This is a genomic window from Mesorhizobium sp. M4B.F.Ca.ET.214.01.1.1 (genome assembly GCF_004791545.1).
GTDB lineage: Bacteria > Pseudomonadota > Alphaproteobacteria > Rhizobiales > Rhizobiaceae > Mesorhizobium > Mesorhizobium abyssinicae.
The window spans coordinates 450107-475344 of the sequence record NZ_SRUX01000004.1 but is presented as its reverse complement, the minus strand read 5'-3'; the positions used below and the strand labels follow the sequence as shown (position 1 = coordinate 475344).

The following is a 25238-nucleotide window of genomic DNA, read 5'->3' as shown; positions in this document are numbered from 1 at the left end:
TTCCTTGGATCGTCTCGCGATCGACATATGAGGATCGGTGCCCCGAGTGCTTCTCGCCCATTTGAGGGGTTCTAGCCTCGCGATGGTCACCGGATCGATCGTTTGGGATCCGATTTGGTTCGATTGGCTACCGAGCGGCTAACCCCGGCCCTTCCAAGGGACCAATATTTGCTCTGCCCATCGCATGATCAAATCGATGCAAAACCCTATGATTCCAATCATTATCACGCCCATTATTACGATATCAGTGCTTTGGAACTTGGATGCAACCATGATCATCATGCCGACGCCCCGCTCTGCTGCTACCAACTCCGCAGCTACAACCGTTCCCCAGCAAACACCCATCGCGACACGAGCTCCTGTGAACAAATCAGGAAGTGAATTGGGTACTATCACGTACATAAGAACTTGTTGTTTGCTGGCACCCAGCGAATAAGCTGCGTGGATCTTTGACAACCGAGTACCTGACACTCCCGATCGAGCAGCTATGGCCATAATCCACAATGCCGCAAGGAACAGCAGAATGACTTTGCTCAGCTCTCCTATTCCCGCCCATATGATAACTAGGGGGATAAGCGCCAACGGTGGAACCGGCCTCATGAACTCTACAATTGGATCAAACCACCCACGGCACCAGTTGCTTAGTCCCATGGCATAACCCAGGGGAATTCCAACCACCGAACCTAGAATGAAGCCGGCCATTACCCGGAAAAGGGAAATACCAAGGTGTTCTAACAGCGTCGAATTACGAAAGCCGTCCCGCGCGATTTCGAATGTTCGAGCAACGACGGCCTCCGGTGGCGGAAGCCAGATTGGGTCCATCTGCCAACCTCTGTAGGGCGCAAAAATCAGCGACCCCTTAGAAGTGAGCGTTACACTTCCATCACTCACTAGAACCGATTTCCCTGGCGAGACCGGTTCACCATTTACGTTGGTGACTGATAGCTCTCCCTTTTCGCTCTCCCCACCAACCAATGGGACGATGGCCGTACGCGCGACCTGAACCGTCAGCGAAACAGACTTTTGATCTTGCGCGTGTTGTGGCTCTGGAAAATTCCCGCCTAATTCATTGGCTTTCGCCACATGAACATTGACCTGAACATTCTCGGGCTTCGTGGAAGCCGCTCCCGCGGTATAGGTGAACGACGTGTCTCCTACGAAGGGAGCCGGCACACGCAGAAAGCCGGGAATCGTTGAAGATCCCGTAAATGCCGCCCAAAGAAGGTAAAGCGTAAGCACCGATATAAATGATGCTCGTCTATCCGAGATTACAGCACTCGCGTCTCCGAAGGTAACGGTCTTAACGGCATTCAGGCCGACCCCTTCAGAGCGACGGCCGAACGTTTTGACTGTGTAGTAGCTTGCAAAGAATACTACCACGTATACAGCGAGCAGTATCACGCGCCTACCTCACTTCCGCCCATGATGTCCTCCTCCATGTTCCAAATCATCGAGAGGACTTCTTCGCGTGTTGCGGCAAACGCTGCTTGCTGCTTCACGCCGCGAAGGTCATGCTCGGCACCCATATCCGCAAAGGGAAGTTGATATTCTTTGTGAATTCGGCCCGGGCGGGGAGCCATTACAATGAGTTTTTTACCCAAAAGCAGCGCTTCCTCGACGGAATGAGTGATCAAAAGCACTGTCTTACCAGTCTCTCGCCAGAGCTTAAGGACCAGGGACTGCATCTTCTCCCTCGTTAAGGCGTCCAGCGCGCCCAAAGGCTCATCCATTAAGATGACGTCTGGATCGTTAGCCAAGCAGCGCGCCAGAGCCACCCGCTGTTGCATGCCGCCAGACAGCTCATAGACGGCTTTGTCTTTGAAATCCCGAAGGCCAACTACCTCAAGCAAGTGGTCTACGAGTTCAGCCTTGTTTTTCGCCGGCATGCCTTTCATCGAGGGACCGAAGCCAACGTTCTTGCTGACATTCATCCACTCAAAGAGCGCCCCCTGCTGGAACACCATACCCCTCTCAGGGCCCGGGCCTGAAACGCGGGAGCCGTTAATCGCGACCCGCCCTGAGGTGGGCGCAAGAAAACCTGCGATGATGTTTAGTAGGGTCGTCTTTCCGCATCCCGACGGCCCAAGGACGCTGACTAGATCGCCGCGCTGCAGGTTCAGTGACACGTTAAGCAGTGCTTGTATGTGTGCTCCCCCGGGGAGCAGAAAGCGCATCGAGACGTCCTCGAGCTCGAGTCCTGACATTTTGCCGCTCACAACCGATTTCGACCTGAATGGATGCCGCCCGTCACGCGATGACGGGCGGCAGCGCAACTACCGATTATTCCTTACTCACAGCGGTCAAGAACGTCTTATCAATGGTCGAATTGTAGTCAGGAAGTGGCGCTTTGATACTTCCAGACGCGACAAAAACATTTGCAATACCCTTCATAAATTCTTGTATTCCGCCTCCGAGCCACTTCTGAGATAGCTGAGTTTTTGCATCCAGAATTTGAAATGTATCCAGTTGGGCACCTGCGGACGCTTCATCTAGGCCAGACTCTTTGGCTATGACCGGAAGCATTTCACTTTTGTGCTGCCCTGAGTTCCACATCTTGGTCGCCTTCTCAGTAACAGCCATGAATTTGGTAAGGAGGTCACTATGTTCATTTGCAAAGCTGCTTGTTGTTGAGAAGATATCAACGATGTAGATGCCCACCTTCTCTTTCGTAGCAGGATCGACCATCACGTCGCCGTATTCCTTCATACGTTTCCACGAGCCGCCCCAACCACAGGCAATGTCAACTGCCCCCTGTGACAAGGCTGCGGCGCCATCTGGCGGCGCCATGTCTACGACGTTGAGACTATCTACAGGGACCTTGAGATATTCCATCTGCTTTATGAAGCTGTACTGGGCCGCGGTTCCCACAGGGACGGCGACCTTTCTGCCCTTCAACTCGGAGACATTCTTGGGGTCAAATTCTAGATCTTTGCGAATGGCACAGCCTTCATTGGCTGCGTAGCTTACGGAAATGCCGATTGCCTTCAGGTCCTGACCCGCAGAAACTGCGTTCACGAAGGCCGGCAGCCCGAGACTGACGCCGATTTGGACGTCGCCCGAAGCCATAGCCGCGTTCATTGCCGTTCCAGTGTCGAACGGGACCCATTTCAGTTCGACTCCCATCTCCTTCTCGAACAGGCCAGCACCCTTCGCGAATTCAACAGGCAGTGGCCATTCCGTAAAATAGCCAACGGTTATTTTGTCCAGCGCAAAGGCCGAAGGAGCCAGAGCGCATGATCCAAGCCATGCGATGGCCACAATTGCGAGACGGTTTATCATGTTCCCTCTTTCCTACGCCGTGTTGTTTGAAGCGGATGTGTTTAATCGACTGCCTGCGGCGGCGGTCCGCGGCACGCAGGCGTTTGCTGCGTCACGAGTGCAGCTAAGACCATCGCGATTTCTGTGTCAGCTAATATCTAGAGCACAGGACCCAACCTCAGCGAAAACGATTGAACCGTTCAGAAAACCTGCACAAGGCGTCCGAGGGCCGTCTAAGCCAATGCTGGGGTTCTCTTCCTTGGGTTTGGGAAGCTCTAATGGGAGGCACCTGGCGTTCAATTTCAAGAGGCGGGACTAGCTATGCGTCGCCGATGGTTGCGGTAACACTTCCCGTCGAACTCGTGCCGTGCCTCGCTCGGTTAGGCGGCCTCTATGAAATTCGAAGCGTTGCATGTCCGACCTGGCGCTATCGCTGAAAAAAACCGCGGCAAAGGCCGCGGCGATAGGGTTCACCAGCACTCACAGGGATGTCAGGATTCCAGCCAGACACGCGAGCCAACATAGCCATTCTACATGTCATTGCCTATGTCGTGAACATAACCCTTCATCTTCCTGCTGCCCGCGTTCACGAAGTCATTGAACATCGGGATTGTAGTTAGCCATTCTAGCCCCCCGGGCGCCAGTTCATCGCCCCAGGCGAAATCGGGCACGATCAAGACCGCCTCGCGCCGCAAACTCCCATTCGCTCTCGGTGGGCAGCGCTTTGCCGCACCATTTTGCGTACGCGATGGCGTCGTCGAAGCCGACGTGGACCACCGGGTGATCCATCCTGCCCTCGATGGTCGACCCGGGACCTTCCGGACTACGCCAAGAGGCACCGAACTAACCAGTCAGATGGTGAATCAAGGGACGGGGGTCCTCTTTGCCGGCCCTCTGCTTGTTCGGCTTGGCCGTCATTTCGGCTGACCGCCAACCCAGAGCCTCCGGGTGACCTTCCACTCGGCGACCGCCACTCCATCGTCCAGTAGCGGCTTGGCAGCTTGGCTACGGAACGGATTCGCCGATCGCGCCATCCGTTCCACAAGCGAGGCCCTCGTCGCTGCTGGCAGCGATTCCCACCAATCAGGCGACATGTGCACATTCTCGAAATGTTCGAACATAAGCCTCACCAGGGCCGAAGACAGTTTGGCGTCCTCGATCGCCTCGACCGACCTGACGAGCCGGTTACAGATCATGTCGTCGAAGGCAAGCCACTGAAACACCGCGGCGCCTCCGCTGCTGGTCGCGAATGATGTAAACGACATCGACGCAAGTCGGCCAGACGCGGCAAGATCCTGCAACGTCTCCCCCTCGAAATCTGTTGAGGGCATCCATCCCGCTGCGCACATCACCGGTGGCGGCTCGCCAAACTCAATGAGAAAAGCGCGGACGTCCACAAAATCGTGCTGAAGGAGCAGTTTGTCATACTCGGCCTTCTGTGTCCGCGTATCCGCGAGCCCAGCTGCAATCCCGGCCTCATACAGGCTGTTGAACATCTGCATTCCGAGCTGGTCGCCGATGTTCCGACCACGGTCGGCCGACCTCTGGACCGGCAGCATCCGGGCTGCGCTCTCCTTGGTATAGGCCTCCCGGGCGAAGGCCCGGTAGCCGAGAAGAAAACATTGTTCCGGCGTGGCCGAGAACGCGACTGTCTCGAGCGGCGCAAAGATCGCATTGTCGTGAGTCGAACAAAAGCCCGTAAACGTTGAGGCACTGCGTACGCCAACAAGCTCGGGCTCAAGCTTGCCATTGTATTTGGTTAAATTCTGCAGCGACGGGACGAACGCGTAAACATGTCCATCCCGAGCAATGCGGTTCAGACTGCCCGATCTAGGAACCGTGTGAGCACGGATGATTTTGCCGCTACATTGCTGATGGTCGGCCGTCGGGGCAGAGCAGAGCGGCATACGGAATTCTTCCCGGAAAGCCTTTTCGGCTTCCCAAGGCTGCAGGGGCACCTGTTCTTCGCGATTAAGATGGCAATGCTTGAACTTGCGACCCGATCCGCACCAGCATTTATCATTGCGGCCTCGGCCGACACCCATAGAAGTCTCCAATTGTCCCGAAAAAGGGGCGACTGCCAAAAACCGGCATCACGCGCCATCGCGAACCCTGCGAGATGAAGATTGTTCGTGAAATCACTATTTTCAAGCAGCTGGCGGCAACCCGCGTCCCCGATTTGCTACGGCTGGCGTGTAATGGCGGGCATGCCCATGGCAGGCCCCGAAAGCCTGTTCAACAAGGAGTTCTCAGACCGCCGTATTGGCTTCTAGCGACCGCAGATCGCTCCAACCTGGCGCTACAATTGAATCTTGACAGGAATGCTCGTCTTCATCTAAGCATATGATATCACAATATAAAATTGGACCAAAAAATGAAAATTGAGGATCCTGGCGCCCCAGCCAAACCAACAGCACGAGACATCAGCGACTTGTCGCTTTGAGCGGCCCGTTTTCAGCCTTGCGCATGAACTTGCGGCAGGGCGGCATCGAGCGACCGCTCGAACGCATCGACCAGCGTATCGACCTGAGGCTCGGTGATGATCAGCGGCGGGCAAAAGGCGATGGCGTCGCCCATGTTGCGCGAGATGACGCCATTCTGCTGCAGCAACCCGTTGACCAGCGCACCGAGAGCGGCAGGCTTGCCCCATGGCGCCTTGCTCGCCTTGTCGGCGACCAGCTCGACGGCGGCGATCAGACCAACGCCGCGCACCTCGCCGACCAGCGGATGCGAGGCGAGCTTGCGCAGCCGCGCCTGCAAATGCGCGCCGACCCTGCGCGCATTGCCGACAAGGTCGCGCTCCTCGATCAGCTTCACATTCTCAAGCGCGACCGCTGCCGCGACCGGATGGCCGCCACCGGTGAAGCCGTGACCGAAGGTGCCGATGCGATTGCTTTCGTCGGCTATCGGCTCGAACACCTTGTCGTTGATGAGCAGGGCCGAGATCGGCAGGTATGAGGACGAAATCTGCTTCGACAGGACCATGATGTCGGGCTTGATGCCGAAGGCCTGCGAGCCGAACATCTCGCCGGTCCGGCCGAAGCCGCAGATGACCTCGTCGGCAACGAGCAGGATGTCGTATTTCGACAGCACGGCCTGGACCTTCTCCCAATAGAAGGCAGGCGGTACGACGACGCCGCCGGCGCCCATGATTGGCTCGCCGAAGAAGGCGGCAATGGTCTCCGGTCCCTCGGCAAGGATCAGGCTCTCCAACTCGTCGGCAAGACGGCTCGAGAACTGCTCCTCGCTCTCGCCCGGCCTGGCGTCGCGCCAATGGTGCGGCGTCGATATGTGCAGCACATTGGCGATCGGCAGGTCGAAGGAGAGATGGTTGTTCGGCAGCCCGGTCAGGCTTGCCGCGGCTATGGTGACGCCGTGGTAGCCGCGCTTGCGGCTGATGATCTTCTTGCGCGCCGGCTGACCGAGCGCGTTCGAGCGGTACCAGATCATCTTGAGCGCCGTATCGTTGGCCTCGGAGCCGGAATTGGTGAAATAGGCCTTGCTCATCGGCACCGGCGCCATCTGCACCAGCTTCTCGGCCAGGTCGATCAGCGGCGAATGCGCTTTCGATCCGAAGTCATGATAGAAAGGCAGCTTCGACATCTGCCGGGTCGCGGCCTCGACCAGGCGCTTTTCCGAGAAGCCGACCGCAACGCTCCACAGCCCTGCCATCGCCTCGATATAGCGGTTGCCGGCAATGTCCTCGACATAGATGCCGTCGCCCTTTTCGATGACCAGCGGACCCGTTTCCTGATGCTTGCGGGCATTGGTGTAGGCATGCAGGTGGTAGCGGATGTCGCGGGCTTCAGGGGAATTGGGTTGGGCGTCCATGCTGGCTCCTGTCTGCAGGCGTGCGGGCCAAACAGACCGTCTCTGTGATGAGAAGTCCAAGGTTCCGCCTCGCATTTGAGAGGCTTGATGCATCATGGCGGCAGGCGGCCGCAAGAGCCGCTCTGTCATGATCGATAGCGCCATGCAGTTCCCAACGCTGCTTCGCACCACCCCAATGCCGCGGCCAGGCGCATGATCGCCGGCACTGGACAACAAGCCTATGATCCTTGAAGGCTGTGAGGCGCCGCTTGCGCAACCAAAATGGACGGGGGCATGGAACAGGTCGATTGCATCGTCGCCGGCGCCGGCGTCATCGGCCTGGCGGTTGCGCGCACCATGGCCGCACAAGGCCTCGACACGCTGATCCTCGAAGCCGCCGACGCCATCGGCACCGAGACGAGCTCGCGAAATTCGGAGGTCATCCACGCCGGCATATACTACCCAAGGGGGTCACTGAAGGCGCGGTACTGCGTTGACGGGCGCGAGCTTCTGTACCGCTACTGCGCGGAGCGGTCGATCCCGCACCGGCGCTGCGGCAAGCTCATCGTCGCAACCGACGAGGCACAGGAGCCGGTGCTTGCCTCCATTCGCGCCAATGCCGCCGCTTGCGGCGTTGACGACCTGCGGTTTCTCTCCGCAGCCGAGGCGCAAACGCTGGAGCCGGCGCTGCATTGCACCAAGGCATTGCTGTCGCCCTCCACTGGCATCATCGACAGCCACGCTTTGATGCTCGCCCTGCTCGGCGAGGCCGAAGAGAACGGCGCCATGCTGTCGCTCAACACGCGCATCGTTTCCGGTCGGATCGGCGCCGGCGGCGGCATCGTCCTCGAGACGATGGACAGCGCAAGCGGCGAGCGTTTCGAGATCGCCGCCTCACACCTGATCAACGCAGCCGGTCTCGGCGCGGTGGCGCTTGCCGCCTCGCTCGACGGGTTCGACCGGCAGTTCCTGCCCACGCTTCGCTACGCCAAGGGCAATTATTTTTCGGTGGCCGGGCGCGCGCCGTTCTCGCGGCTTGTCTATCCCGTGCCCGAACCCGGCGGGCTCGGCGTCCATCTGACGCTCGACCTCGCCGGCACGGCGCGCTTCGGGCCGGATGTCGAATGGACGGACAGGCTCGACTACCGCGTCGACCCTGCGCGCGGCGAGCGCTTCTATGATGCCATCCGCAAATACTGGCCGGAGCTCGCCGACGGCAGCCTGCAGGCGGCCTATAGCGGCATTCGCCCAAAGCTCTCCGGACCCGGCGAGGCCAACAGCGACTTCGTCATCCAGGATCCGGCAACCCATCGCATCGAAGGCCTGGTCAATCTGTTCGGCATCGAAAGCCCCGGACTGACGTCCAGCCTGGCGATCGCGGAGCATGTCGCGCGTATTCTGGGACCAAGGGCGCGCTGATGCACAGCCCAATTACAAGCACCTCGACAGTCAGCCAAGCGGGCCACTAAGGACCTCGCCAACACCCCGGAGCAAGCCCGCGCGTTGCTGGCGCGATTCAGCTCGCCTCGCGCATGGCTTCGGCCGCCTGCAGGTCGACCGAGACCAACTGGCTGACGCCCTGCTCAGCCATGGTGACGCCGAACAGCCGGTCCATGCGGGCCATGGTGATCGGGTTGTGGGTGATGATGACGAAGCGCGTCTCTGTGGTGCGGGACATCTCGTCCATGAGATTGCAGAAGCGCTCGACATTATGGTCGTCGAGCGGCGCGTCGACCTCGTCGAGCACGCAGATCGGCGCCGGATTGGTGAGGAACACGGCGAAGATCAGCGACATCGCCGTCAGCGCCTGCTCGCCGCCGGAGAGCAGCGTCATGGTCTGCGGCTTCTTGCCCGGCGGGCGGGCAAGGATTTCGAGCCCGGCTTCCAGCGGATCCTCGGATTCGATCAGCTGCAATTCGGCGGTGCCGCCGCCGAACAGATGCGAGAACAGGCGCTGGAAATGGCCGTTGACCACCTCGAAGGCCGACAGCAGCCGCTCGCGCCCTTCCCGGTTGAGGCTCTGGATCGCCTGCCGCAATTTGCGGATCGCCTCGATGATGTCCTCGCGCTCGGAAACGATGGTCTCCAGCCGGTCGGACAGCTCCTTTTGCTCTTCCTCGGCGCGCAGGTTGACGGCGCCGAGCCGCTCGCGCTCGACCTTCAACCGGTCGAGTTGGCGCTCGACCTCGGCCATTTCGGGCATCGGGTCATCGGCTTCCAGACCGGTGTGGCGGATGACCAGGTGCGGCGGCGTGTTCAGCGTCTCCTGGATACGCGCCTCGACCTCCAGCCGCCGCTCATCGGCGGCCGTCAGCCGCTCCTCGGCGCGGACACGGGTTTCGCGCGCCTCGGCCAGCGACTGAATCGCCGCGGTCGCGGCCTTGTCGAGCTCGGCCTGCCGGTTCTCCGCTTCCTGCAAACGGTCGGCCGCCGCCTGGCGCAGAGTCTCCGCCTCGGTCAATTGCGACAGCAGCGCGCGGCGCTTGGCGTCGATCTCGTCCGGAGCGTCGGCCAGCCGCTCGCGCTCGGCCTCGGCTTCCGCCCTGCGCTCGCCAAGAGCGGCGATCTGCGTCGAGGCGTTCTCGGCCCGCTCCAGCCAGTTGCGGCGCTCGGCGCCGATCGCTTCGAGGCGGCGGGTGCGGGCCTCGGCCTCGCGCCGCAAGCCCTCATGGACGGCGCGCGCGTCGGCGAGGGTGGCGCGATCGCGCGAGACATTGGCCGAGGACTGTTCGAGCTGCAGCTGCAGGTCGCCGAGATCGGGCGCGTCCTGCAGCAGCATCTCGGCTTCCACGAAAGCCGCCTGGGTTTCCTCATGGCTGTCGACGACGCGGGCGCGGGCTTCGTCGAGCGCGGCACGCCGGCTTACCAGCTCGCCGCCGGCCTTCTCGGCCTCGGCAAGCGCGTTGCGGGCGGCATCCAACCCATGCTGGGCGTCGCGGCCGGCCTGGCGGGCATTGCGCTCTTCTTCGCTTGCCTGGCGCAGCGCCTGTTCGGCCTGGGCATGGGCTGCCTCGGCCTCGCGCAGGACGCGGGTGGCCTGCACCGCCTCGGCGTCGAGCTCGGCCAGCCGGTTCTTCTGCGCCAGCCGCTGCGCGGCGGCGGTCGGCGCGTCGGCGCTGGCGGTCAAGCCGTCCCAGCGCCACAGCGCGCCGTCGCGGCTGACCAGCCGCTGGCCTGGCGCGAGCAGCGCCTGCAGACGACGGCCGTCGGCGGCCTCGACAATGCCGATCTGCGCCAGCCGGCGGGCAAGCTGGGAGGGCGCTCGCACCACGCTGGCAAGGCTCTTCACGCCTTCGGGCAGCGCGGCGTCGCCCGGCTGGACGGCGCTCTCGCCCCAATGCACGGGGGCGCTGCGGTCGAGCGGCACGTCGAGATCTTCACCGAGAGCGGCGCCAAGGGCCGTCTCGTAGCCGCGCTCGACGCTGAGCTGCTCCAGCACGGAGGGGAAAAGATCGCCACTGGCGGCATTCAGAATCTTGGAAAGGGTGCGGGCTTCGGTCTCGATGCGCTGCAACTCAGCCTTGGCGTCCTGTAGCGGCGGACGGGCGGCGCTTTCGGCGCCACGCGCCTCGGCGACCGCCTGCTCGGCCGCAATGGCGCCGGCCTCGCTCTCTTCCAGCCGCGCCGCGGCATCCTCGACCAGCAGCCGCTTCTCGGCCGGATCGGGCAGGCCGGAAATGCGGGCGACGATGTCGGACAGCTCGCGGTCGACCTCTGCGAGCTGGCGGGCGAAGCGGTCGCGACGTTCGGCGGTCTCGCGCAAAGTGCGCTCGATCTGATGGCGCGAGGCGGCGGCTTCGGCTCGCTCCGCGGTCAGCGCGGCTAGCTTTGCCTCGCTCTGCGCGAGCGTCGCGCCGGCCTGTTCGAAGGCGGCCCGGGTGGTGGCCTCGCGCTCGGCGGCACCGGCGTTCTCGGAGTTGAGCGAGGCTTCCTCGGTGCGAAGGCGCTCGAGGATGTCCGCATTGTCGCGCACCATGCGCTCCTCGCGGGCGATGTCGCCGTCGAGCTGCTGCAGCCGGCGCTCAAGCTCGGCCTGGCGGGAGCGGATGCGGCCGGCCTCTTCCTCGATCTGTGTCTTGGCGATCGACAGGCGCTGGAAGGCGGCGGCCGCGGCAGCCTCGGCGTCGCGCAGGTCCGGCAGCCGGTGGGCGCCGATGCCTTGCTCTCTCGCGGCGGCCATCTGCGCGGCGGCGCGATCGCCGACCAGCGTCGTCGCGGCGGCCAGCGCGGAACGCGCCTCGCCTTCCTGGGTCTTGGCCAGCGTCCAGCGCAGATGCAGAAGCGTCGCCTCGGCCTTGCGGATATCGGCCGACAGGTTCTTGAAGCGCGAGGCCTGGCGCGCCTGGCGCTTCAGGCTGTCGATCTGGCTCTCCAGCTCGCCGACGACGTCATCCAGCCGTTCGAGGTTCTGCTCGGCGGCCTTCAACCTGAGCTCGGCCTCGTGGCGGCGCGTGTGCAGGCCGGAAATGCCGGCCGCCTCTTCGAGCAGCGCCCGACGCGCCTGGGGCTTGGCCTGGATCAGTTCGCCGATGCGGCCTTGCCCGACCATCGAGGGCGAGCGCGCGCCGGTCGACTGGTCGGCGAACAGAAGCTGCACGTCCTTGGCGCGGGCTTCCTTGCCGTTGATGCGATAGAGCGAGCCCGCCTCGCGCTCGATGCGGCGCGACACCTGCAATTCATCGGCGTCGTTGAAGGCTGCAGGCGCGGTACGGTCGGTGTTGTCGAGGAAAAGCGTGACTTCGGCGGTATTGCGGGCCGGCCGCGTGCCCGAGCCGGAAAAGATGACGTCGTCCATGCCGGACGCGCGCATGTTCTTGTAGGAGCTTTCGCCCATCACCCAGCGCAGCGCCTCGACAAGGTTCGACTTGCCGCAGCCGTTCGGCCCGACAATGCCGGTAAGCCCGCGTTCGATGACGAACTCGCCGGGCTCGACGAAGGACTTGAAACCGAGGAGGCGAAGGCGCGAAAATTTCATTCGCGCCGCCCCACACTACAGGCGCGCGCGCCGAAGCCGAGCCGCTTCGGCGCGGCCTGGACGTCAGAGCAGAGGGTCGATGATGGCCGACATTTCCTCAATCGACATCGCCCCTTTGTAGGTCTTTCCATTGATGAAGAAGGTCGGCGTCGAGTCGACCTTGAACTCGTCCGCGCCGCGTTTCTGGACTGCTCTCACATCGTCCAGAAGTTTCTGGTCCGTCAAGCAGGCCTCAAAGGACTCCTGTGTAAAACCAGCGAGCTTGGAGACCTGCAGCAGTGCTTCCTTGGTGTTGTTGACGCCGACCCAGCTGGGCTGCTGCTTGAACAGCACGTCGACCATCGGGAAATAGTTATCCTTGGCGCAACGCGCCAGCATGAAGCCGGCCTCGGCGCTCGGGTCGAAGGGAAATTCACGCAGGATGTAGCGCACCTTGCCGCTGTCGATGTATTTGGTCTTCAACTCAGGGAAGGTGGTTTCGTTGAAGTGCGCGCAATGCGGGCAAGTCATCGAGGCATATTCGACGATGGTGACCTTGGCGTCGTCCTTGCCAAGCTGCTTTTCGGGCAGCGCGCCCGGCTTCAGCAGCTGCGCCATGTCGACCGTGCCCTGCGCTTCCGGCACCTTTGCGGCCGCCGGCGTTGCCGGCTTGGCGGGCGTCGACGGGTTGGCGGGCTTCACATCGGCGGCCTTTGCGTCCTCGCCCGAGTCGCTGCATGCGGCGATGAGAGCCACCGCCGGAATGGCGGCCAGCGAGGTCAGAAGGTTTCTGCGAGACAAAGGACGGTTCATGCGAATCACCTGATATCGGTTGGATTTTGCAATGCAAAGGCTAGAAAAGGCGAGAGTTGGCGCGAATTAAGGCATCGCCGTCCCCATTCCAATCGCCAAATTTTGGCGTGCGTTCACGAATACGCGAGATTAGCGACAATCCTATGGTCTTTTCTGCCCCAGAATTGTCGCGCCGAGGCGCTCCAGCGAGGCGCGCAGGCCATCGTCCTCGATCTTGCCCACGGTTCGCGAAAGCTTCGCCTTCTCGGCGTCGTTGAGCGGTCTCGGCGCCGGTTTCGGCCGGGCCTTTTCGGACAGCACCGGCTTCTGCACGATCTTGATGCGGCCAATGGCGTTGAAGCCGAGGAAAGCATTGACGCGATTGATGATTTCGCCTGCCTCGTGCTGCAGGTGGAGCGCCGCCATGCCCTCGCACGCGATGATCAGCAGCGCCGGCTCGAACGGATCGTCCTCATGCAGGCGGCGCGGCCACTGGATCTTTTCCGGGCGCGAGCGGCCGGCTAGCCGGGGCCCGGCGATCTCCTCCCAGGACTGCACCAGCCCGATCGAGATGCCGGCCCGCTTCTTCAGCACCGGATCGAGGATCTCGGTTGCGAGATCGCTCACCGGGACGGGATTGCCGTAGGGCCTTTTCCCTGCCATGTGCGTTCTCCAATCCCCGAGCTCACCCGATCAATGGCATCGCACGACCAGACCCGCAAGGCCGCATCCGGCGAAAGCAGCGAAGCCGTTTCAGTCGCCTCCCGCCTGCTTGACTGGTACGACGCGCATCACCGCGACCTGCCGTGGCGCGTCGCGCCCAAGGCGCTGGCGGAGGGAGCCAACCCCGATCCCTACCGGGTTTGGCTGTCGGAAGTGATGCTGCAGCAGACCACGGTCGAAGCGGTCAAAGCCTATTTTCGCGCCTTCCTCGAAAAATGGCCTGACGTCCGGGCGCTGGCGGCGGCGCCCGCCGAGGACGTCATGAAAGCCTGGGCCGGGCTCGGCTACTATTCGCGGGCGCGCAACCTCAAGGCCTGCGCCGATCTTGTCGCTCAGCGCGGCGGCCGCTTTCCGGACACGGAGGCCGGCCTCAGGGAGTTGCCGGGGATCGGCACCTACACGGCGGCGGCGATCTCGGCCATCGCCTTCGACCGGCCGGCGGCCGTCGTCGACGGCAATGTCGAGCGGGTCGTGTCCAGGCTGAATTCGATCGCGACGCCGCTCACGGAGGCCAAGCCAGAAATCCGCGCGCTGGTCGAGCGGATGGTTCCGGCAAGGCGGCCGGGCGATTTCGCCCAGGCGATGATGGATCTCGGCGCCACGATCTGCACGCCGCGGCGGCCGCGCTGCATGCTGTGCCCGCTGCGCGCGGATTGCAGCGCCATTGTCTCGGGCGATCCCGAGCGTTTCCCCGTCCGCCGGCCCAAGGACGACAAGCCGCTCAGGCGGGGTGCGGCCTTCGTGGCCCAGCGCAGGGATGGCGCCATCCTGCTTCGCAAGCGCCCGGAAAAGGGCCTGCTCGGCGGCATGACCGAAGTGCCGACGACGGCGTGGAGCGCAAGGGTGGACGGCGCGACCACGGAGGCTGGGGCGCCGTTTGCGGCTGACTGGCGACGCGCCGGCCGGATCGCGCATGTCTTCACCCATTTCGCGCTCGAACTCGAAGTCTTTCATGCCCACATGAAAGGTGATGCGCCGGAAGGGCATTTCTGGTCGCTGGCCCATGAGATTTCCGGGGAGGCGCTGCCCACCGTCATGAAAAAGGTAATCGAGGCAGCGATACCGGGCGCGACCAAAGCGCGTCGCGTGTGACCGGGTCACGCGCGACACGCTATCCCAAACCGCTGCACTTTTGGGTGACATGCGCTAAGGCAGCGCCCGCATTGAAAGGACAGGCATGACCGAAATCCGCCACATCGTGTTCGACATCGGCAGGGTGCTGATCCACTACGATCCGGACCTTCCCTTCAGCCGCCTGATCCCCGATGCCGAGGAGCGGAAATGGTTCTTCGACAATGTCTGCACGCATGACTGGAACCTCGAGCAGGACCGCGGCCGGACATGGGCAGAGGCCGAAGCGCTGCTGATCGGCGAATACCCGGGCCATGCGGAGAATATTCGCAATTTCCGCCGGCATTGGCACGAGATGGTGCCGCATGCCTATGACGACAGCGTCGCCATCATGATCGGCCTGATCGAGGCCGGCCACGATGTCACCATGCTGACCAACTTTGCCTCGGATACGCTTGCCGAAGCCCGGCAGCGTTTCGGCTTCCTCAACCGTCCGCGCGGCGTGACCGTTTCGGCCGACATCCGGCAGATCAAGCCGGATCGCGCCATCTACGATCATCATGTCGCCGCGTTCGGCCTCGAACCGTCCGCGACGCTGTTCATCGATGACAGCCAGAAGAATGTCGACGGCGCCAGGGCGGCCGGCTGGCAGTCGGTGCTGTTCACCGACGCCGTAACGCTCAAGGCGGACCTCGAGCGTTACGGGATCAGGGCCTGATTTGAATCGCTTCGGACGATCCGCTGAAGTTCTGATTCAACTTTAACAGCGGGATCTCAGGCCCCTGCCCGCTCCATGCCGAGGCGGGCGATGCGGCGCAGCTCGTCGATCGGGGTGAGGCCGCCGCTACGCTCATAATGCCAGAAGGTCCAGCCGTTGCAGGCGTCCAGCCCCTGCACCTCGGCGCCGATCTTGTGGATCGAGCCGGCGCTGTCACCGATCGCCACCGTGCCGTCGGCGCGCACCTTGGCCGCCCAGCGCTTCTTGGCGTCGTAGAGGGTGGCGCCGGGCTGCATCAGTCCGGTGTCGATCAGGCTGATGAAGGCGACGCGCGGCTCGGCGCGCTTGCCGGACAATACGGTCAGGTCGGCGCCTTCCAGCGGCCGCACCGCGTCGATGCGCTCATTGGCGGCGTCGATATAGGCCTGCTCGCGCTCGATGCCGACGAAGTGGCGGCCGAGGCGCTTTGCCACCGCGCCGGTGGTGCCGGATCCGAAGAAGGGATCGAGCACGACGTCACCCGGCTTGGTCGAGGCCATCATGATGCGGGCGAGCAATGCTTCCGGCTTCTGCGTTGGATGCAGCTTGTCGCCATTGTCGTTCTTCAGCCGCTCCTGGCCGGTGCATATCGGGAACAGCCAGTCGGAGCGCATCTGGACGTCGTCGTTCGAGGCTTTCAGCGCCTCGTAGTTGAAGGTGTAGCCCTTGGCCTTCTGGTCGCGCGAGGCCCAGATCATCGTCTCATGCGCGTTCTGGAAGCGGCGGCCGCGGAAGTTCGGCATCGGGTTGGTCTTGCGCCAGACGACGTCATTGAGGATCCAGAAGCCGAGATCCTGCATCTTGGCGCCGACCCTGAAGATGTTGTGATAGGAGCCGATGACCCAGATGGTGCCGTTCGGCTTTAGCACGCGCCGCGCCGCCAGCAGCCAGGCGCGGGTGAAGGCGTCATAGGCCTCGAAACTCTCGAACTGGTCCCAGTCGTCGTCGACGGCATCGACCTTGGACTGGTCGGGCCGGTGCAGGTCGCCATCGAGCTGCAGGTTATAGGGCGGATCGGCGAAAATGACGTCGATGGACTTTTCGGGCAGCCGCTCGAGGGCCGCGATGCAGTCGCCCTTGAGGATGGTGTTCAGCCATTCGGATTGCTGGGGAGCGCGGGAGAGCTCGTCGAGAAGACGCACGGCTGACATTTTTACACCCAAGGCACGCGTTACTGTTTACTGTCCGTTATGGTTACCGATCAGCGTAAATATTCGGTGAAGGGCGGGACTGCCCCGGTCGAGACCTGCCGTGAATTTGCGAAGCCCGGCCGCTTGGTGTATGCCGCGCCGCCTGAGCCGTATCAGGCCAGCTTTCTCCCGCGTTCCGGATTGCCATGCCCCAGCCAGACCTTGTCATCTTCGATTGCGACGGCGTGCTCGTCGATTCCGAAATCATCGCCGCGCGCATCGAGGCCGAGCTGCTGACCTCGGCCGGGTATGAGATCTCGGCCGAGGAACTGGCCGAGACCTATGCCGGACTGACCTTCAAGGACATCATGATGCGGGTCGAGGAGAAATCGGCCATCCCGTTCCAGGCCTCGCTGATCGGCCGCGCCGAAGAGCTGGTCGACCGCAAGCTGCGCAGCGACGTGCGCGCCATCGACGGCGCGCGCGAGGCGGTCGCGGCGGTGACGGTGCGGCGCTGCGTCTGCTCGAATTCGCGCACGGAGCGGGTCGAGTTCATGCTGGAGAAGGTGGGGCTACTGCCGTTCTTCGCCGGCCGCATCTTTTCGGGGCTCGACATCCCCAGCAAAAAGACCAAGCCGGCTCCGGACGTGTTCCTTTACGCCGCCGAAAGGCTCAACGCCGATCCGAAAAATACCTTCGTCATCGAGGACTCGGTGCATGGCGTCACCGGCGCCAGGACGGCCGGCATGCGCGTCATCGGCTTCACCGGCGCCGCGCACAGCTATCCCGGCCACGCCGACGCGCTGACCGAAGCCGGCGCGGAGACGGTCATCCGCCGCTGGGCCGAGTTGAAAAGCGTGATTGCCGCGCTGTCGGAATGGTCGGCGGACGCTTGAAGCGTCCGCCCCAGCCCACCTCAGTTTGTCGCCGGAGCGGCCTTTTTCTTCCGCTTGCCCTTGTCGGTCGCGGCTTTCGGCGTGTTTTCGTCATATCCGGCAAAGGCCTGGTAGTCCTTGGCGGTCGGTTCCGGCACCAGGACGTTCTGGTCGGTGAAGACGAACTGCGTCGCGGCCGACGGGTCGGAGACCTGGACCTGGTACTGGTGGATCTGCGAGTAGAGCACATCGGTGCCGTGCATCACCGCGACGCGAATCGGCATGGTGATGGTGCCGGGCGCGAACATCGGCCCAGGCACGACCTTGCCGGCCACCGCTATCTTCATCGACAGCTGGCCGTTGGCGCGCATGCAATCGCGGGTCACGTCGGTGATCGAGGCCTGATAGATGACCTTGGCGGGATCGCGATCGGGATCGACAATGGTGCCATCAGGCGCGGTCTGGGCGGCGGCGGCCTCGGCGTCCTGCGCGGCGTCGGCCTTCTTCCTGGGCTTGGCGCCGCCCTTGGCATAGGTGTTGAAGTAGGCGGTGCCGTCGCGCAGCGTTACTTTCGGGCAATAGGCCTCCAACTGGCTGGCAAGCACATTGGGGTCCTGCGGCGGCGGCGGCGCCTGGGTGTCCTTCTTGCCCAGACCAAAGCTCAGTATGCCATTGTCGCTCGATTGGCAGCCGGCGGCGGCAAGCATAAAGCCGGCAAGCGCCAGACCCGCGACAAAACGACGGTTGACCGAATGAAACGCCATGAACTCCACTTCCCTCTCGCAAAGCTGGTGACGTATATCAACGGCGCGGCGAAAATGCGACTGAGCCGGCTCGGAAAATTAACCAATTGGCGGTGGATGAACCCGCCGGCTGCAATGGACTTGTGACGATGCAATATGTGAGTACCCGCGGGGACGCGCCCGTGCTTGGATTTTCCGACGCGGTGCTGGCCGGGCTGGCCCGCGACGGCGGGCTCTATGTGCCGCGCGAATGGCCGCAGTTTTCCGCCGCCGACATCCGCGCCATGCGCGGACTCGCCTATCCCGACCTTGCCATTCGCGTGCTGACGCCGTTCCTGGGCGGCGAGATCGCGGCGCCCGTCTTCGAGCGGCTGGTGCGCGAGGCCTATGCCACCTTCCGCCACGAGGCCGTCTGCCCGCTGGTGCAGACCGGGGCGAACACTTTCGTGCTCGAACTCTTCCACGGCCCGACGCTCGCCTTCAAGGACGTCGCCATGCAACTGCTGGCGCGACTGATGGACCATGTGCTGGCCGAGCGCGGTCAGCGCGCCACAATCGTCGGCGCCACCTCCGGCGACACCGGCGGCGCCGCGATCGATGCTTTCGCCGGCCGCGACCGCACCGACATCTTCATCCTTTTCCCGCACGGCAAGGTCTCGCCGGTGCAGCAGCGGCAGATGACGACGTCAAGCGCGGCGAACGTGCATGCACTCTCGATCGAAGGCAATTTCGACGATTGCCAGGGCCTGGTGAAGGACATGTTCAACGACCACGGTTTTCGCGACCGGGTCTCGTTGTCGGGCGTCAATTCGATCAACTGGGCACGCATCATGGCCCAGATCGTCTATTATTTCTCCTCGGCGCTGTCGCTCGGCGCGCCCGACCGGCCGGTGTCGTTCACCGTGCCGACCGGCAATTTCGGCGATATCTTCGCCGGTTATGCCGCGAAAAGAATGGGATTGCCGATCGATCGGCTGATCATCGCCACCAATGACAACGACATATTGGCGCGCACGCTGGCGAGCGGCGAATACCACACCAAGGGCGTGTTCGCCACGACCTCGCCGTCGATGGACATCCAGGTGTCGTCGAACTTCGAGCGCCTGCTGTTCGAGGCGGCCGACCGCGATGCCGAGACCGTGCGGCGCTACATGAACGGGCTGAAGCAGTCCGGCGCCTTCACCATCGAGGCGGGCGAAATCGCGAAGATCCGCGCCGAATTCGACGCCGGCCGCTCAAGCGTCGACGAGGTCGCCGCCACCATCCGTTCGACGCTCGCGGCGAGCAACTATCTGCTCGACCCGCACACGGCGGCGGCCGTGCACGTTGCCGCCGGCAAGGTCGATGGCGCAGTCCCCATGGTGGTGCTGGGCACCGCGCATCCAGCCAAGTTCCCGGCCGCGGTCGAGGCCGCCAGCGGCATCACGCCGGCCCTGCCGGCATGGCTGGGCGCATTGATGACAGCCGACGAAAAATACACGGTACTTCCCTCCGACCTGAAAATGGTGGAAGATTACGTCGGACGCCACACGCGGGCGGCGCGTTAAGGAGTACTTGCCATATGGGTGTTGAGGTAAGCCGTCTGTCGAACGGCCTGACAGTCGCAACCGAAACCCTTCCAAGCCTCGAATCCGTTGCCCTCGGTGCCTGGGTCAAGTCGGGCGCACGCAATGAGCGTGAGGAAGAGCACGGAATGGCCCATTTGCTCGAGCATATGGCCTTCAAGGGCACGAAAAGGCGCACCGCCTTCGAGATCGCCTCGGAAATCGAGAATGTCGGCGGCGAGATCAACGCCGCCACCAGCGTCGAGACCACCTCCTATTACGCCAGGGTGCTCTCCGACGACGTGCCGCTGGCGGTCGACATCCTGGCAGACATCCTGCAGGAGTCCGAATTCGACCCTGAAGAACTCGAGCGCGAACAGCATGTGATCCTGCAGGAAATCGGCGCCGCGCACGACACGCCCGACGATATCGTCTTCGATCGCTTCACCGAAACCGCCTTCCGCCACCAGACGATCGGCCGCTCGATCCTCGGCACCCCGGAAACGGTCAAATCCTTCACCTCCAAGCAGCTGCACAATTTCATCGAGCGCCAGTACGGCGCCGAGCGCATGGTGGTCGTGGCCGCCGGCGACATCAAGCACGACAATTTCGTGCGCGAGGTGGAGAAGCGGCTCGGCGGCTTCCGCGCCAAGGCCGAGAGCAGCATTCCGCAATACGCGCAATATGTCGGCGGCGACTTCCGCGAGGATCGCGACCTGATGGACGCGCAGATCGTGCTCGGCTTCGAGGGCCGCGCCTATCATGTGCGCGATTTCTACGCCTCGCAGGTGCTGTCGATGATCCTTGGCGGCGGCATGTCGTCGAGGCTGTTCCAGGAGGTGCGCGAGAAACGCGGCCTGTGCTACTCGGTCTACGCGTTCCACTGGGGCTTTTCCGACACCGGCATATTCGGCGTGCACGCCGCGACCGGGCAGAGCGATATCGCCAAGCTGGTGCCGGTCATCATTGACGAATTGCAGAAGGCCGGCGAGAACATCCTGCAGGAGGAGCTCGACCGGGCGCGCGCGCAATACCGCGCCGGTTTGATCATGTCGGCCGAAAGCCCGGCCAGCCGCGCCTCGCAGATCGCCAGGCAGTTGCTTCTGTTCGGCCGGCCGATCGCCAAGGAAGAGCTGATGGAACGGCTGGCGGCGCTCACCACCGAGCGGCTCACCGATCTCTCGTCGCGGTTGTTTTCGACCAAGCCGACGCTCACCGCCGTCGGACCCGTGGGGACGCTGGCGCCCTATGAGGCGATTCTCGATTCGCTTTCGGGTCCGCAGACGACGGCCCGCAAGCTCGCCGTCTAGTCCTGCTCAAGCGCCATGTTCGCGCTCCCTTTCTTTCGCCGCGACCTGCCGGCACTGAAGGGCGACAAGGTCACGCTGCGCGTGCCGCTGACCAACGACTATCGCGATTGGTCGACGCTGCGCGGTGAAAGCCGCGCGTTCCTGGAGCCGTGGGAGCCGCGCTGGACGCCGGATGAGCTCGACCGCACGGCATGGCGGCTGCGCATCAGCCGCTATCGCGAGGATTACGCGCAAGGCACCGCGATCGCCTTCTTCATCTTCGAGAAGTCGAGCGGCAAGCTCGCCGGCGGCATCACCCTCGGCAACATCCGCCATGGCGTCGCGCAAAGCGGCCATATCGGCTACTGGATCGGCGAGCGCTATGGCGGCCGCGGTCTGATGACTGAGGCGGTCAAGCTGGTGTCGCGCTTCGCCTTCGATACGCTGAGGTTGCACCGGATCGAAGCGGCCTGTATTCCCGACAACGCCCGGTCGATCCGCGTGCTTGAAAAAGCCGGATTCCGGCGCGAAGGACTTCTGCGATCCTACCTCAGGATCAATGGTATCTGGCAGGATCATTACCTCTACGCCCGGATCGCGGACGATCCGCCGGGCGCTGGAACGAAGGGCTGATAGTTGACGAATTTTTTGCGATTCGCGTCGCTGCTCGCCCTTGTCCTGGCGATGGTCGTTGCGCTCTGCGCAGCCTCGCCGGCGTTCGCCGTCGAGCCGATCAAGATCGCCCGCGACGACGTGGCGCTCGATCTCTCGCGCGCCTTCGATCTGTACCCGAATCAGGGCGAGAATTTCCAGGTCTCGACAGCCCCCGGCCCCGACGGCATCGTAAGGCGCATCGAGGTGGAAGCGAAGGATTCGCGATCGAGTGGCGACTGGGCCGTGTTCGCGCTCGCCAACACCACCGACCAGCAACTCGACCGGCTGATCGTGGCGCCGCATTTCCGGCTGGTGAATTCCGGCATCTTCTGGCCCGATCTCGGCGCGACACGTATCGCCGCGATCACGCCCAGCGAAGGCTTCGCGCTCGACCGCCAGACCAGCCCCGATGCCGACGTCTTCCGGGTGACGCTGAACCCCGGCACTGTGGTCACCTTTGTCGCCGAGCTTGCCTCGCCGAAACTGCCGCAGGTCTACCTCTGGGATCCGGAATCCTACAAGGACTCGGTCAATTCCTACACGCTGTTCCGCGGCATCGTCATCGGCATCGCCGGCCTGCTGGCGCTGTTCCTGACCATCCTGTTCGTCGTCAAGGGCACCTCGATGTTCCCGGCGACGGCCGCGCTTGCCTGGGCGGTGCTTGCCTATATCTGCGTCGATTTCGGCTTCCTCAACAAGATCATCGAGATATCGCCCGGCAATGAACAGATGTGGCGCGCCGGAACGGAGGTGGCGCTGGCGGCGACCTTCGTTGTGTTCCTGTTCGCCTATCTCAACCTCAACCGCTGGCACGGCCATTTCAGCTACGGCGCGCTGGTCTGGATCCTCGGCCTGCTCTTGATCGCCGGCGTCGCCATCATCGATCCTGCGGTGGCGGCCGGCATTGCCCGCATCTCGTTCGCGGCAACCGCGCTGACCGGGCTCGGCCTGATCATCTTCCTCGGCATTCGTGGCTATGACCGTGCGATCATGCTGGTGCCGAGTTGGGTTATGGTCTTGCTGTGGCTATGCGGGTCGTGGATGGCGATCACCGGCATGCTCGACAACGATATCGCCCAGCCAGCGCTGGGCGGCGGCCTGATCCTGATCATCCTTCTGATCGGCTTCACCGTCATGCAGCACGCCTTCGCCGGCGGTGGCGCCCATCAGGGCCTGTTCTCCGATCTCGAACGGCAGGCGCTCGCCGTCGCCGGATCGGGCGACATCGTCTGGGACTGGGACGTGCTGCGCGACCGCGTCGTCACCAAGCCGGATGTCAGCCTGCAGCTTGGCCTTGCCCCCAACAGCCTAGGCGGGGCGGCCCGCAACTGGCTGCCGGTACTGCACGCCGACGACCGCGACACCTTCCGCACCACGCTCGACGTTGTGCTGGAGCACCGTCGCGGCCGGGTGGCGCAGAATTTCCGCCTGCGCGGCGCCGACGGCCACTATCACTGGTTCGCGCTGCGCGCCCGCCCGGTGATCGGCTCGGACGGCGAGGTGATCCGCTGCGTCGGCACCATGGTCGACGTCACCGAGCAGAAGAAATCCGAGGAACGGCTGCTGCACGATGCCGTGCACGACAATCTGACCGGCCTGCCGAACCGCGAACTGTTCATGAACCGGCTGGAGGCGATCATCTCGATCGCCCGCACCGAAGACAAGGTGCGCCCGACCGTCTTCGTCATCGACATCGACCGCTTCAAGCAGGTCAATGACGGCCTCGGCATCTCGGCCGGCGACACCATCCTGCTCACCATCGCGCGCCGTCTGCACCGGCTCTTGAAGCCGAAGGATTCGCTGTCGCGCTTTGCCGGCGACCAGTTCGCGCTGATGCTGCTGTCGGAACAGGATCCGGCCCGCATCGCCGCGGTGGCGGACGCCATCAAGCATGCAATCAACAACCCGATCACCTTCGCCAAGCGCGAGATCGTGCTGACCGCCTCGATCGGGCTGATCACCTGGACGACGGCGCAGACCTCGTCCGAGGACATGGTCAAGGACGCCGAGCTTGCCATGCACCAGGCCAAGCGCTTCGGCGGCGACAGGATCGAACCGTTCCGGCCGGCCTTCCGCACCGTCGGCACCGACCGGCTGCAGTTCGAATCCGACCTGCGCCGCGCCATCGAACGGCGTGAGTTCACCCTCGCCTACCAGCCGATCGTGCGGCTGGAGGACGGCAGCGTCGCCGGCTTCGAGGCGCTGCTCAGGTGGGACCATCCGCGCCGCGGCATGATCCCGCCGGCGGATTTCATTCCCGTCGCCGAGAATTGCGGGCTGATCGTGCAGCTCGGCCTGTTCGCCATGCAGCAGGCGGCCGAGGACCTGGCGACCTGGCAGAAGCAGATCGGCGACGCGCCGCTGTCGGTTTCGGTCAACCTCTCCAGCCGCCAGCTGATCCGCCGCGACCTGGTCAGCGACGTGCGCTCGGTCATCGCGCGCGCCAATCTGAAGCCGCGCTGCTTCCGCCTCGAGCTCACCGAATCGCTGGTGATGGACAACCCCGAGCAGACCTCGCATGTGCTGACCAAGCTGAAGCAGCTCGGCATCGGGCTGTCGCTCGACGATTTCGGCACCGGCTATTCGTCGCTGTCCTATCTGACGCGCTTCCCCTTCGACACGATCAAGATCGACAAGAGCTTCGTCGACGACGCGACGCCGAAACGCGCCGTGCTGCTCAAGTCCATGGTCAATATGGCGCACGAGCTTGGCCTGTCCGTCGTGGCGGAAGGCATCTCGGACGAAAGCGATGCGCTGGAGTTGCGCCAGATGGGCTGCGAATATGTGCAGAGCTTCATGTTCGGCGCGCCGATGCCCGGCGACCAGGTGCTGAAGACGCTGAAGGAACAGTATCCGCTGACGCAGGCCTGATCAGGCGTGGCCGGCGGCCAGGCTGAGATGCGCGAGATCGATGCCGATCGAGGCGAGGATGCGGTCGTATTTGCGCTCGATGTCGGCGTCGAACAGAAGTTCCGGCGTCGCCGGGCAGGTCAGCCAGCCATTCTCGGCGATCTCGCTTTCGAGCTGGCCTGCGCCCCAGCCGGAATAGCCGAGCGCCATCAGCGCATGGCGGGGACCGCGGCCGGACGAGATGGCGCGCAATATGTCGACGGTGGCGGTCAGGCAGATGTCGTCGGAAACGCTGAGCGAGGATTCCACCCGGTAGTCGCCGGAATGCAGGACGAAGCCGCGGCTGCGGTCCACCGGCCCGCCGTTGCGCACGACGAAATCGCGCGCATGCGCCGGCAGGCGGATCGCCTCCTGCTCGTTCATGATGCCGAGCTGCACCAGGAGGTCCGGAAACAGCATCTGCTGCGTCTGGTTGATGATCAGGCCCATCGCGCCCTCGTCGCTGTGGGCGCAGATGTAGATGACGGAGCGCGTGAAGCGGTCGTCCTTCATGCCGGGCATGGCAATCAGGAACTGATCGTCGAGAAAGCCGCGTCCGGCGGCCGTCTTCTTGTGGCGCAACAAGTCCATGGATGGGAGGGTAACGCGTTTCCCGGGCGTCGGAAAGATGCGCCGCGCGCGATTTGCGGCCGGCGTGCCGCTGCCGATTGCGCCGCGCGCTTTTTGGCACGCGCACGATGTCACGCAAATATGATACCGAATGGCTGATGAAATCATTGCGCAGCCAT

Annotated in this window: 19 protein-coding genes and 1 pseudogene; 8 read left to right on the top strand and 12 right to left on the bottom strand. The window is 63.3% G+C overall.

The genetic code is table 11. The features are described 5' to 3' along the window. Positions 1-138 precede the first annotated feature (138 nt). From EN857_RS11475 to EN857_RS11450, 6 genes and pseudogenes are all read right to left on the bottom strand, one after another. Positions 139-1401 carry an ABC transporter permease subunit gene (locus EN857_RS11475; protein ID WP_135858573.1) on the bottom strand — a complete coding sequence of 421 codons (1263 nt, stop codon included), beginning with the start codon at positions 1399-1401 and terminating at the stop codon, positions 139-141. Then, entirely contained in the window at positions 1398-2174 is a 777-nt protein-coding gene (locus EN857_RS11470; protein WP_245511288.1) for an ABC transporter ATP-binding protein, read from the bottom strand. The genes EN857_RS11475 and EN857_RS11470 overlap by 4 nt, the downstream gene beginning before the upstream one ends. Positions 2175-2280: 106 nt before the next feature. Then, on the bottom strand, positions 2281-3279 hold the full coding sequence (locus EN857_RS11465) for an ABC transporter substrate-binding protein (protein ID WP_135858568.1): 999 nt from the start codon (positions 3277-3279) through the stop codon (positions 2281-2283). Between the two features lie 608 nt (positions 3280-3887). Next, positions 3888-4098: pseudogene (locus EN857_RS35535) on the bottom strand (SUMF1/EgtB/PvdO family nonheme iron enzyme); the annotation flags it as partial. 74 nt (positions 4099-4172) lie between these two features. Continuing rightward, positions 4173-5303 (bottom strand): SEC-C domain-containing protein, encoded by a 1131-nt coding sequence (locus EN857_RS11455; RefSeq protein ID WP_135858566.1) that lies wholly within the window; start codon positions 5301-5303, stop codon positions 4173-4175. A 409-nt stretch (positions 5304-5712) separates the two neighbouring features. Continuing rightward, positions 5713-7089, bottom strand: a complete 1377-nt coding sequence (locus EN857_RS11450; protein WP_127284009.1) for an aspartate aminotransferase family protein — start codon at positions 7087-7089, stop codon at positions 5713-5715. Positions 7090-7362: 273 nt separating this feature from the next. Between EN857_RS11450 and EN857_RS11445 the strand changes: the two genes are divergently transcribed. Continuing rightward, positions 7363-8487 carry an NAD(P)/FAD-dependent oxidoreductase gene (locus EN857_RS11445; RefSeq protein ID WP_127284008.1) on the top strand — a complete coding sequence of 375 codons (1125 nt, stop codon included), beginning with the start codon at positions 7363-7365 and terminating at the stop codon, positions 8485-8487. A 97-nt stretch (positions 8488-8584) separates the two neighbouring features. Here EN857_RS11445 and smc read toward each other — a convergent pair whose 3' ends face one another. From smc to EN857_RS11430, 3 genes are all read right to left on the bottom strand, one after another. Next, entirely contained in the window at positions 8585-12043 is a 3459-nt protein-coding gene (gene smc / locus EN857_RS11440; RefSeq protein WP_135858564.1) for a chromosome segregation protein SMC, read from the bottom strand. A 63-nt stretch (positions 12044-12106) separates the two neighbouring features. Next, on the bottom strand, positions 12107-12835 hold the full coding sequence (locus tag EN857_RS11435; protein WP_135858562.1) for a DsbA family protein: 729 nt from the start codon (positions 12833-12835) through the stop codon (positions 12107-12109). Positions 12836-12976: 141 nt separating this feature from the next. After that, positions 12977-13477, bottom strand: a complete 501-nt coding sequence (locus EN857_RS11430) for a DUF721 domain-containing protein (RefSeq protein ID WP_127392254.1) — start codon at positions 13475-13477, stop codon at positions 12977-12979. 33 nt (positions 13478-13510) lie between these two features. Here EN857_RS11430 and mutY point away from each other — a divergent pair, with 33 nt between their 5' ends. Together mutY and EN857_RS11420 are read left to right on the top strand one after the other, a co-directional pair. Next, entirely contained in the window at positions 13511-14629 is a 1119-nt protein-coding gene (mutY, locus tag EN857_RS11425; RefSeq protein WP_127392253.1) for an A/G-specific adenine glycosylase, read from the top strand. 85 nt (positions 14630-14714) lie between these two features. Then, positions 14715-15326, top strand: coding sequence for an HAD family phosphatase (locus EN857_RS11420; protein ID WP_127392252.1), 612 nt, complete (start codon positions 14715-14717; stop codon positions 15324-15326). A 56-nt stretch (positions 15327-15382) separates the two neighbouring features. Here the strand turns inward: EN857_RS11420 and EN857_RS11415 are convergent, their stop codons facing one another. After that, complete coding sequence (locus EN857_RS11415) at positions 15383-16516, bottom strand: site-specific DNA-methyltransferase (protein WP_127392251.1); 1134 nt, start codon at positions 16514-16516, stop codon at positions 15383-15385. Positions 16517-16701: 185 nt separating this feature from the next. On the opposite strand from EN857_RS11415, the gene EN857_RS11410 reads away from it, so the two are divergent. Next, on the top strand, positions 16702-17391 hold the full coding sequence (locus EN857_RS11410; protein WP_127392250.1) for an HAD family phosphatase: 690 nt from the start codon (positions 16702-16704) through the stop codon (positions 17389-17391). Between the two features lie 20 nt (positions 17392-17411). On the opposite strand, the gene EN857_RS11405 is transcribed toward EN857_RS11410, so the two are convergent. Next, a complete protein-coding gene (locus tag EN857_RS11405) occupies positions 17412-18134 on the bottom strand; it encodes a hypothetical protein (RefSeq protein ID WP_135858560.1) in 723 nt (240 codons plus the stop codon). Positions 18135-18262: 128 nt separating this feature from the next. On the opposite strand from EN857_RS11405, the gene thrC reads away from it, so the two are divergent. Genes thrC through EN857_RS11385 form a run of 4 tightly spaced genes read left to right on the top strand, consistent with a single transcriptional unit; the run spans position 18263 to position 24471 of the window. Beyond that, on the top strand, positions 18263-19660 hold the full coding sequence (gene thrC, locus EN857_RS11400; protein ID WP_127392248.1) for a threonine synthase: 1398 nt from the start codon (positions 18263-18265) through the stop codon (positions 19658-19660). A 14-nt stretch (positions 19661-19674) separates the two neighbouring features. Continuing rightward, the gene (locus tag EN857_RS11395; protein WP_127282492.1) at positions 19675-20967 is read left to right on the top strand and encodes a pitrilysin family protein; all 1293 of its coding nucleotides are present in this window, start codon (positions 19675-19677) and stop codon (positions 20965-20967) included. Positions 20968-20982: 15 nt separating this feature from the next. Further along, entirely contained in the window at positions 20983-21579 is a 597-nt protein-coding gene (locus tag EN857_RS11390; RefSeq protein WP_127282493.1) for a GNAT family protein, read from the top strand. A 3-nt stretch (positions 21580-21582) separates the two neighbouring features. Continuing rightward, positions 21583-24471 (top strand): EAL domain-containing protein, encoded by a 2889-nt coding sequence (locus tag EN857_RS11385; protein WP_128346056.1) that lies wholly within the window; start codon positions 21583-21585, stop codon positions 24469-24471. On the opposite strand, the gene EN857_RS11380 is transcribed toward EN857_RS11385, so the two are convergent. Continuing rightward, on the bottom strand, positions 24472-25080 hold the full coding sequence (locus tag EN857_RS11380; RefSeq protein WP_127282495.1) for a YqgE/AlgH family protein: 609 nt from the start codon (positions 25078-25080) through the stop codon (positions 24472-24474). Between the last annotated feature and the right edge of the window lie 158 nt (positions 25081-25238).

What these genes read in the sequence shown, in the direction of transcription:
- EN857_RS11410 (WP_127392250.1), top strand. Translation starts at nt 16,702, where the DNA reads ATGCCCCAGCCAGACCTTGTCATCTTCGATTGCGACGGCGTGCTCGTC.
- EN857_RS11450 (WP_127284009.1), bottom strand. Translation starts at nt 7,089, where the DNA reads ATGGACGCCCAACCCAATTCCCCTGAAGCCCGCGACATCCGCTACCAC.
- thrC (WP_127392248.1), top strand. Translation starts at nt 18,263, where the DNA reads ATGCAATATGTGAGTACCCGCGGGGACGCGCCCGTGCTTGGATTTTCC.
- EN857_RS11465 (WP_135858568.1), bottom strand. Translation starts at nt 3,279, where the DNA reads ATGATAAACCGTCTCGCAATTGTGGCCATCGCATGGCTTGGATCATGC.
- smc (WP_135858564.1), bottom strand. Translation starts at nt 12,043, where the DNA reads ATGAAATTTTCGCGCCTTCGCCTCCTCGGTTTCAAGTCCTTCGTCGAG.
- EN857_RS11455 (WP_135858566.1), bottom strand. Translation starts at nt 5,303, where the DNA reads ATGGGTGTCGGCCGAGGCCGCAATGATAAATGCTGGTGCGGATCGGGT.
- EN857_RS11390 (WP_127282493.1), top strand. Translation starts at nt 20,983, where the DNA reads ATGTTCGCGCTCCCTTTCTTTCGCCGCGACCTGCCGGCACTGAAGGGC.
- EN857_RS11420 (WP_127392252.1), top strand. Translation starts at nt 14,715, where the DNA reads ATGACCGAAATCCGCCACATCGTGTTCGACATCGGCAGGGTGCTGATC.
- EN857_RS11415 (WP_127392251.1), bottom strand. Translation starts at nt 16,516, where the DNA reads ATGTCAGCCGTGCGTCTTCTCGACGAGCTCTCCCGCGCTCCCCAGCAA.
- EN857_RS11405 (WP_135858560.1), bottom strand. Translation starts at nt 18,134, where the DNA reads ATGGCGTTTCATTCGGTCAACCGTCGTTTTGTCGCGGGTCTGGCGCTT.
- EN857_RS11445 (WP_127284008.1), top strand. Translation starts at nt 7,363, where the DNA reads ATGGAACAGGTCGATTGCATCGTCGCCGGCGCCGGCGTCATCGGCCTG.
- EN857_RS11380 (WP_127282495.1), bottom strand. Translation starts at nt 25,080, where the DNA reads ATGGACTTGTTGCGCCACAAGAAGACGGCCGCCGGACGCGGCTTTCTC.
- EN857_RS11430 (WP_127392254.1), bottom strand. Translation starts at nt 13,477, where the DNA reads ATGGCAGGGAAAAGGCCCTACGGCAATCCCGTCCCGGTGAGCGATCTC.
- EN857_RS11435 (WP_135858562.1), bottom strand. Translation starts at nt 12,835, where the DNA reads ATGAACCGTCCTTTGTCTCGCAGAAACCTTCTGACCTCGCTGGCCGCC.
- EN857_RS11395 (WP_127282492.1), top strand. Translation starts at nt 19,675, where the DNA reads ATGGGTGTTGAGGTAAGCCGTCTGTCGAACGGCCTGACAGTCGCAACC.
- EN857_RS11470 (WP_245511288.1), bottom strand. Translation starts at nt 2,174, where the DNA reads ATGCGCTTTCTGCTCCCCGGGGGAGCACACATACAAGCACTGCTTAAC.
- mutY (WP_127392253.1), top strand. Translation starts at nt 13,511, where the DNA reads ATGGCATCGCACGACCAGACCCGCAAGGCCGCATCCGGCGAAAGCAGC.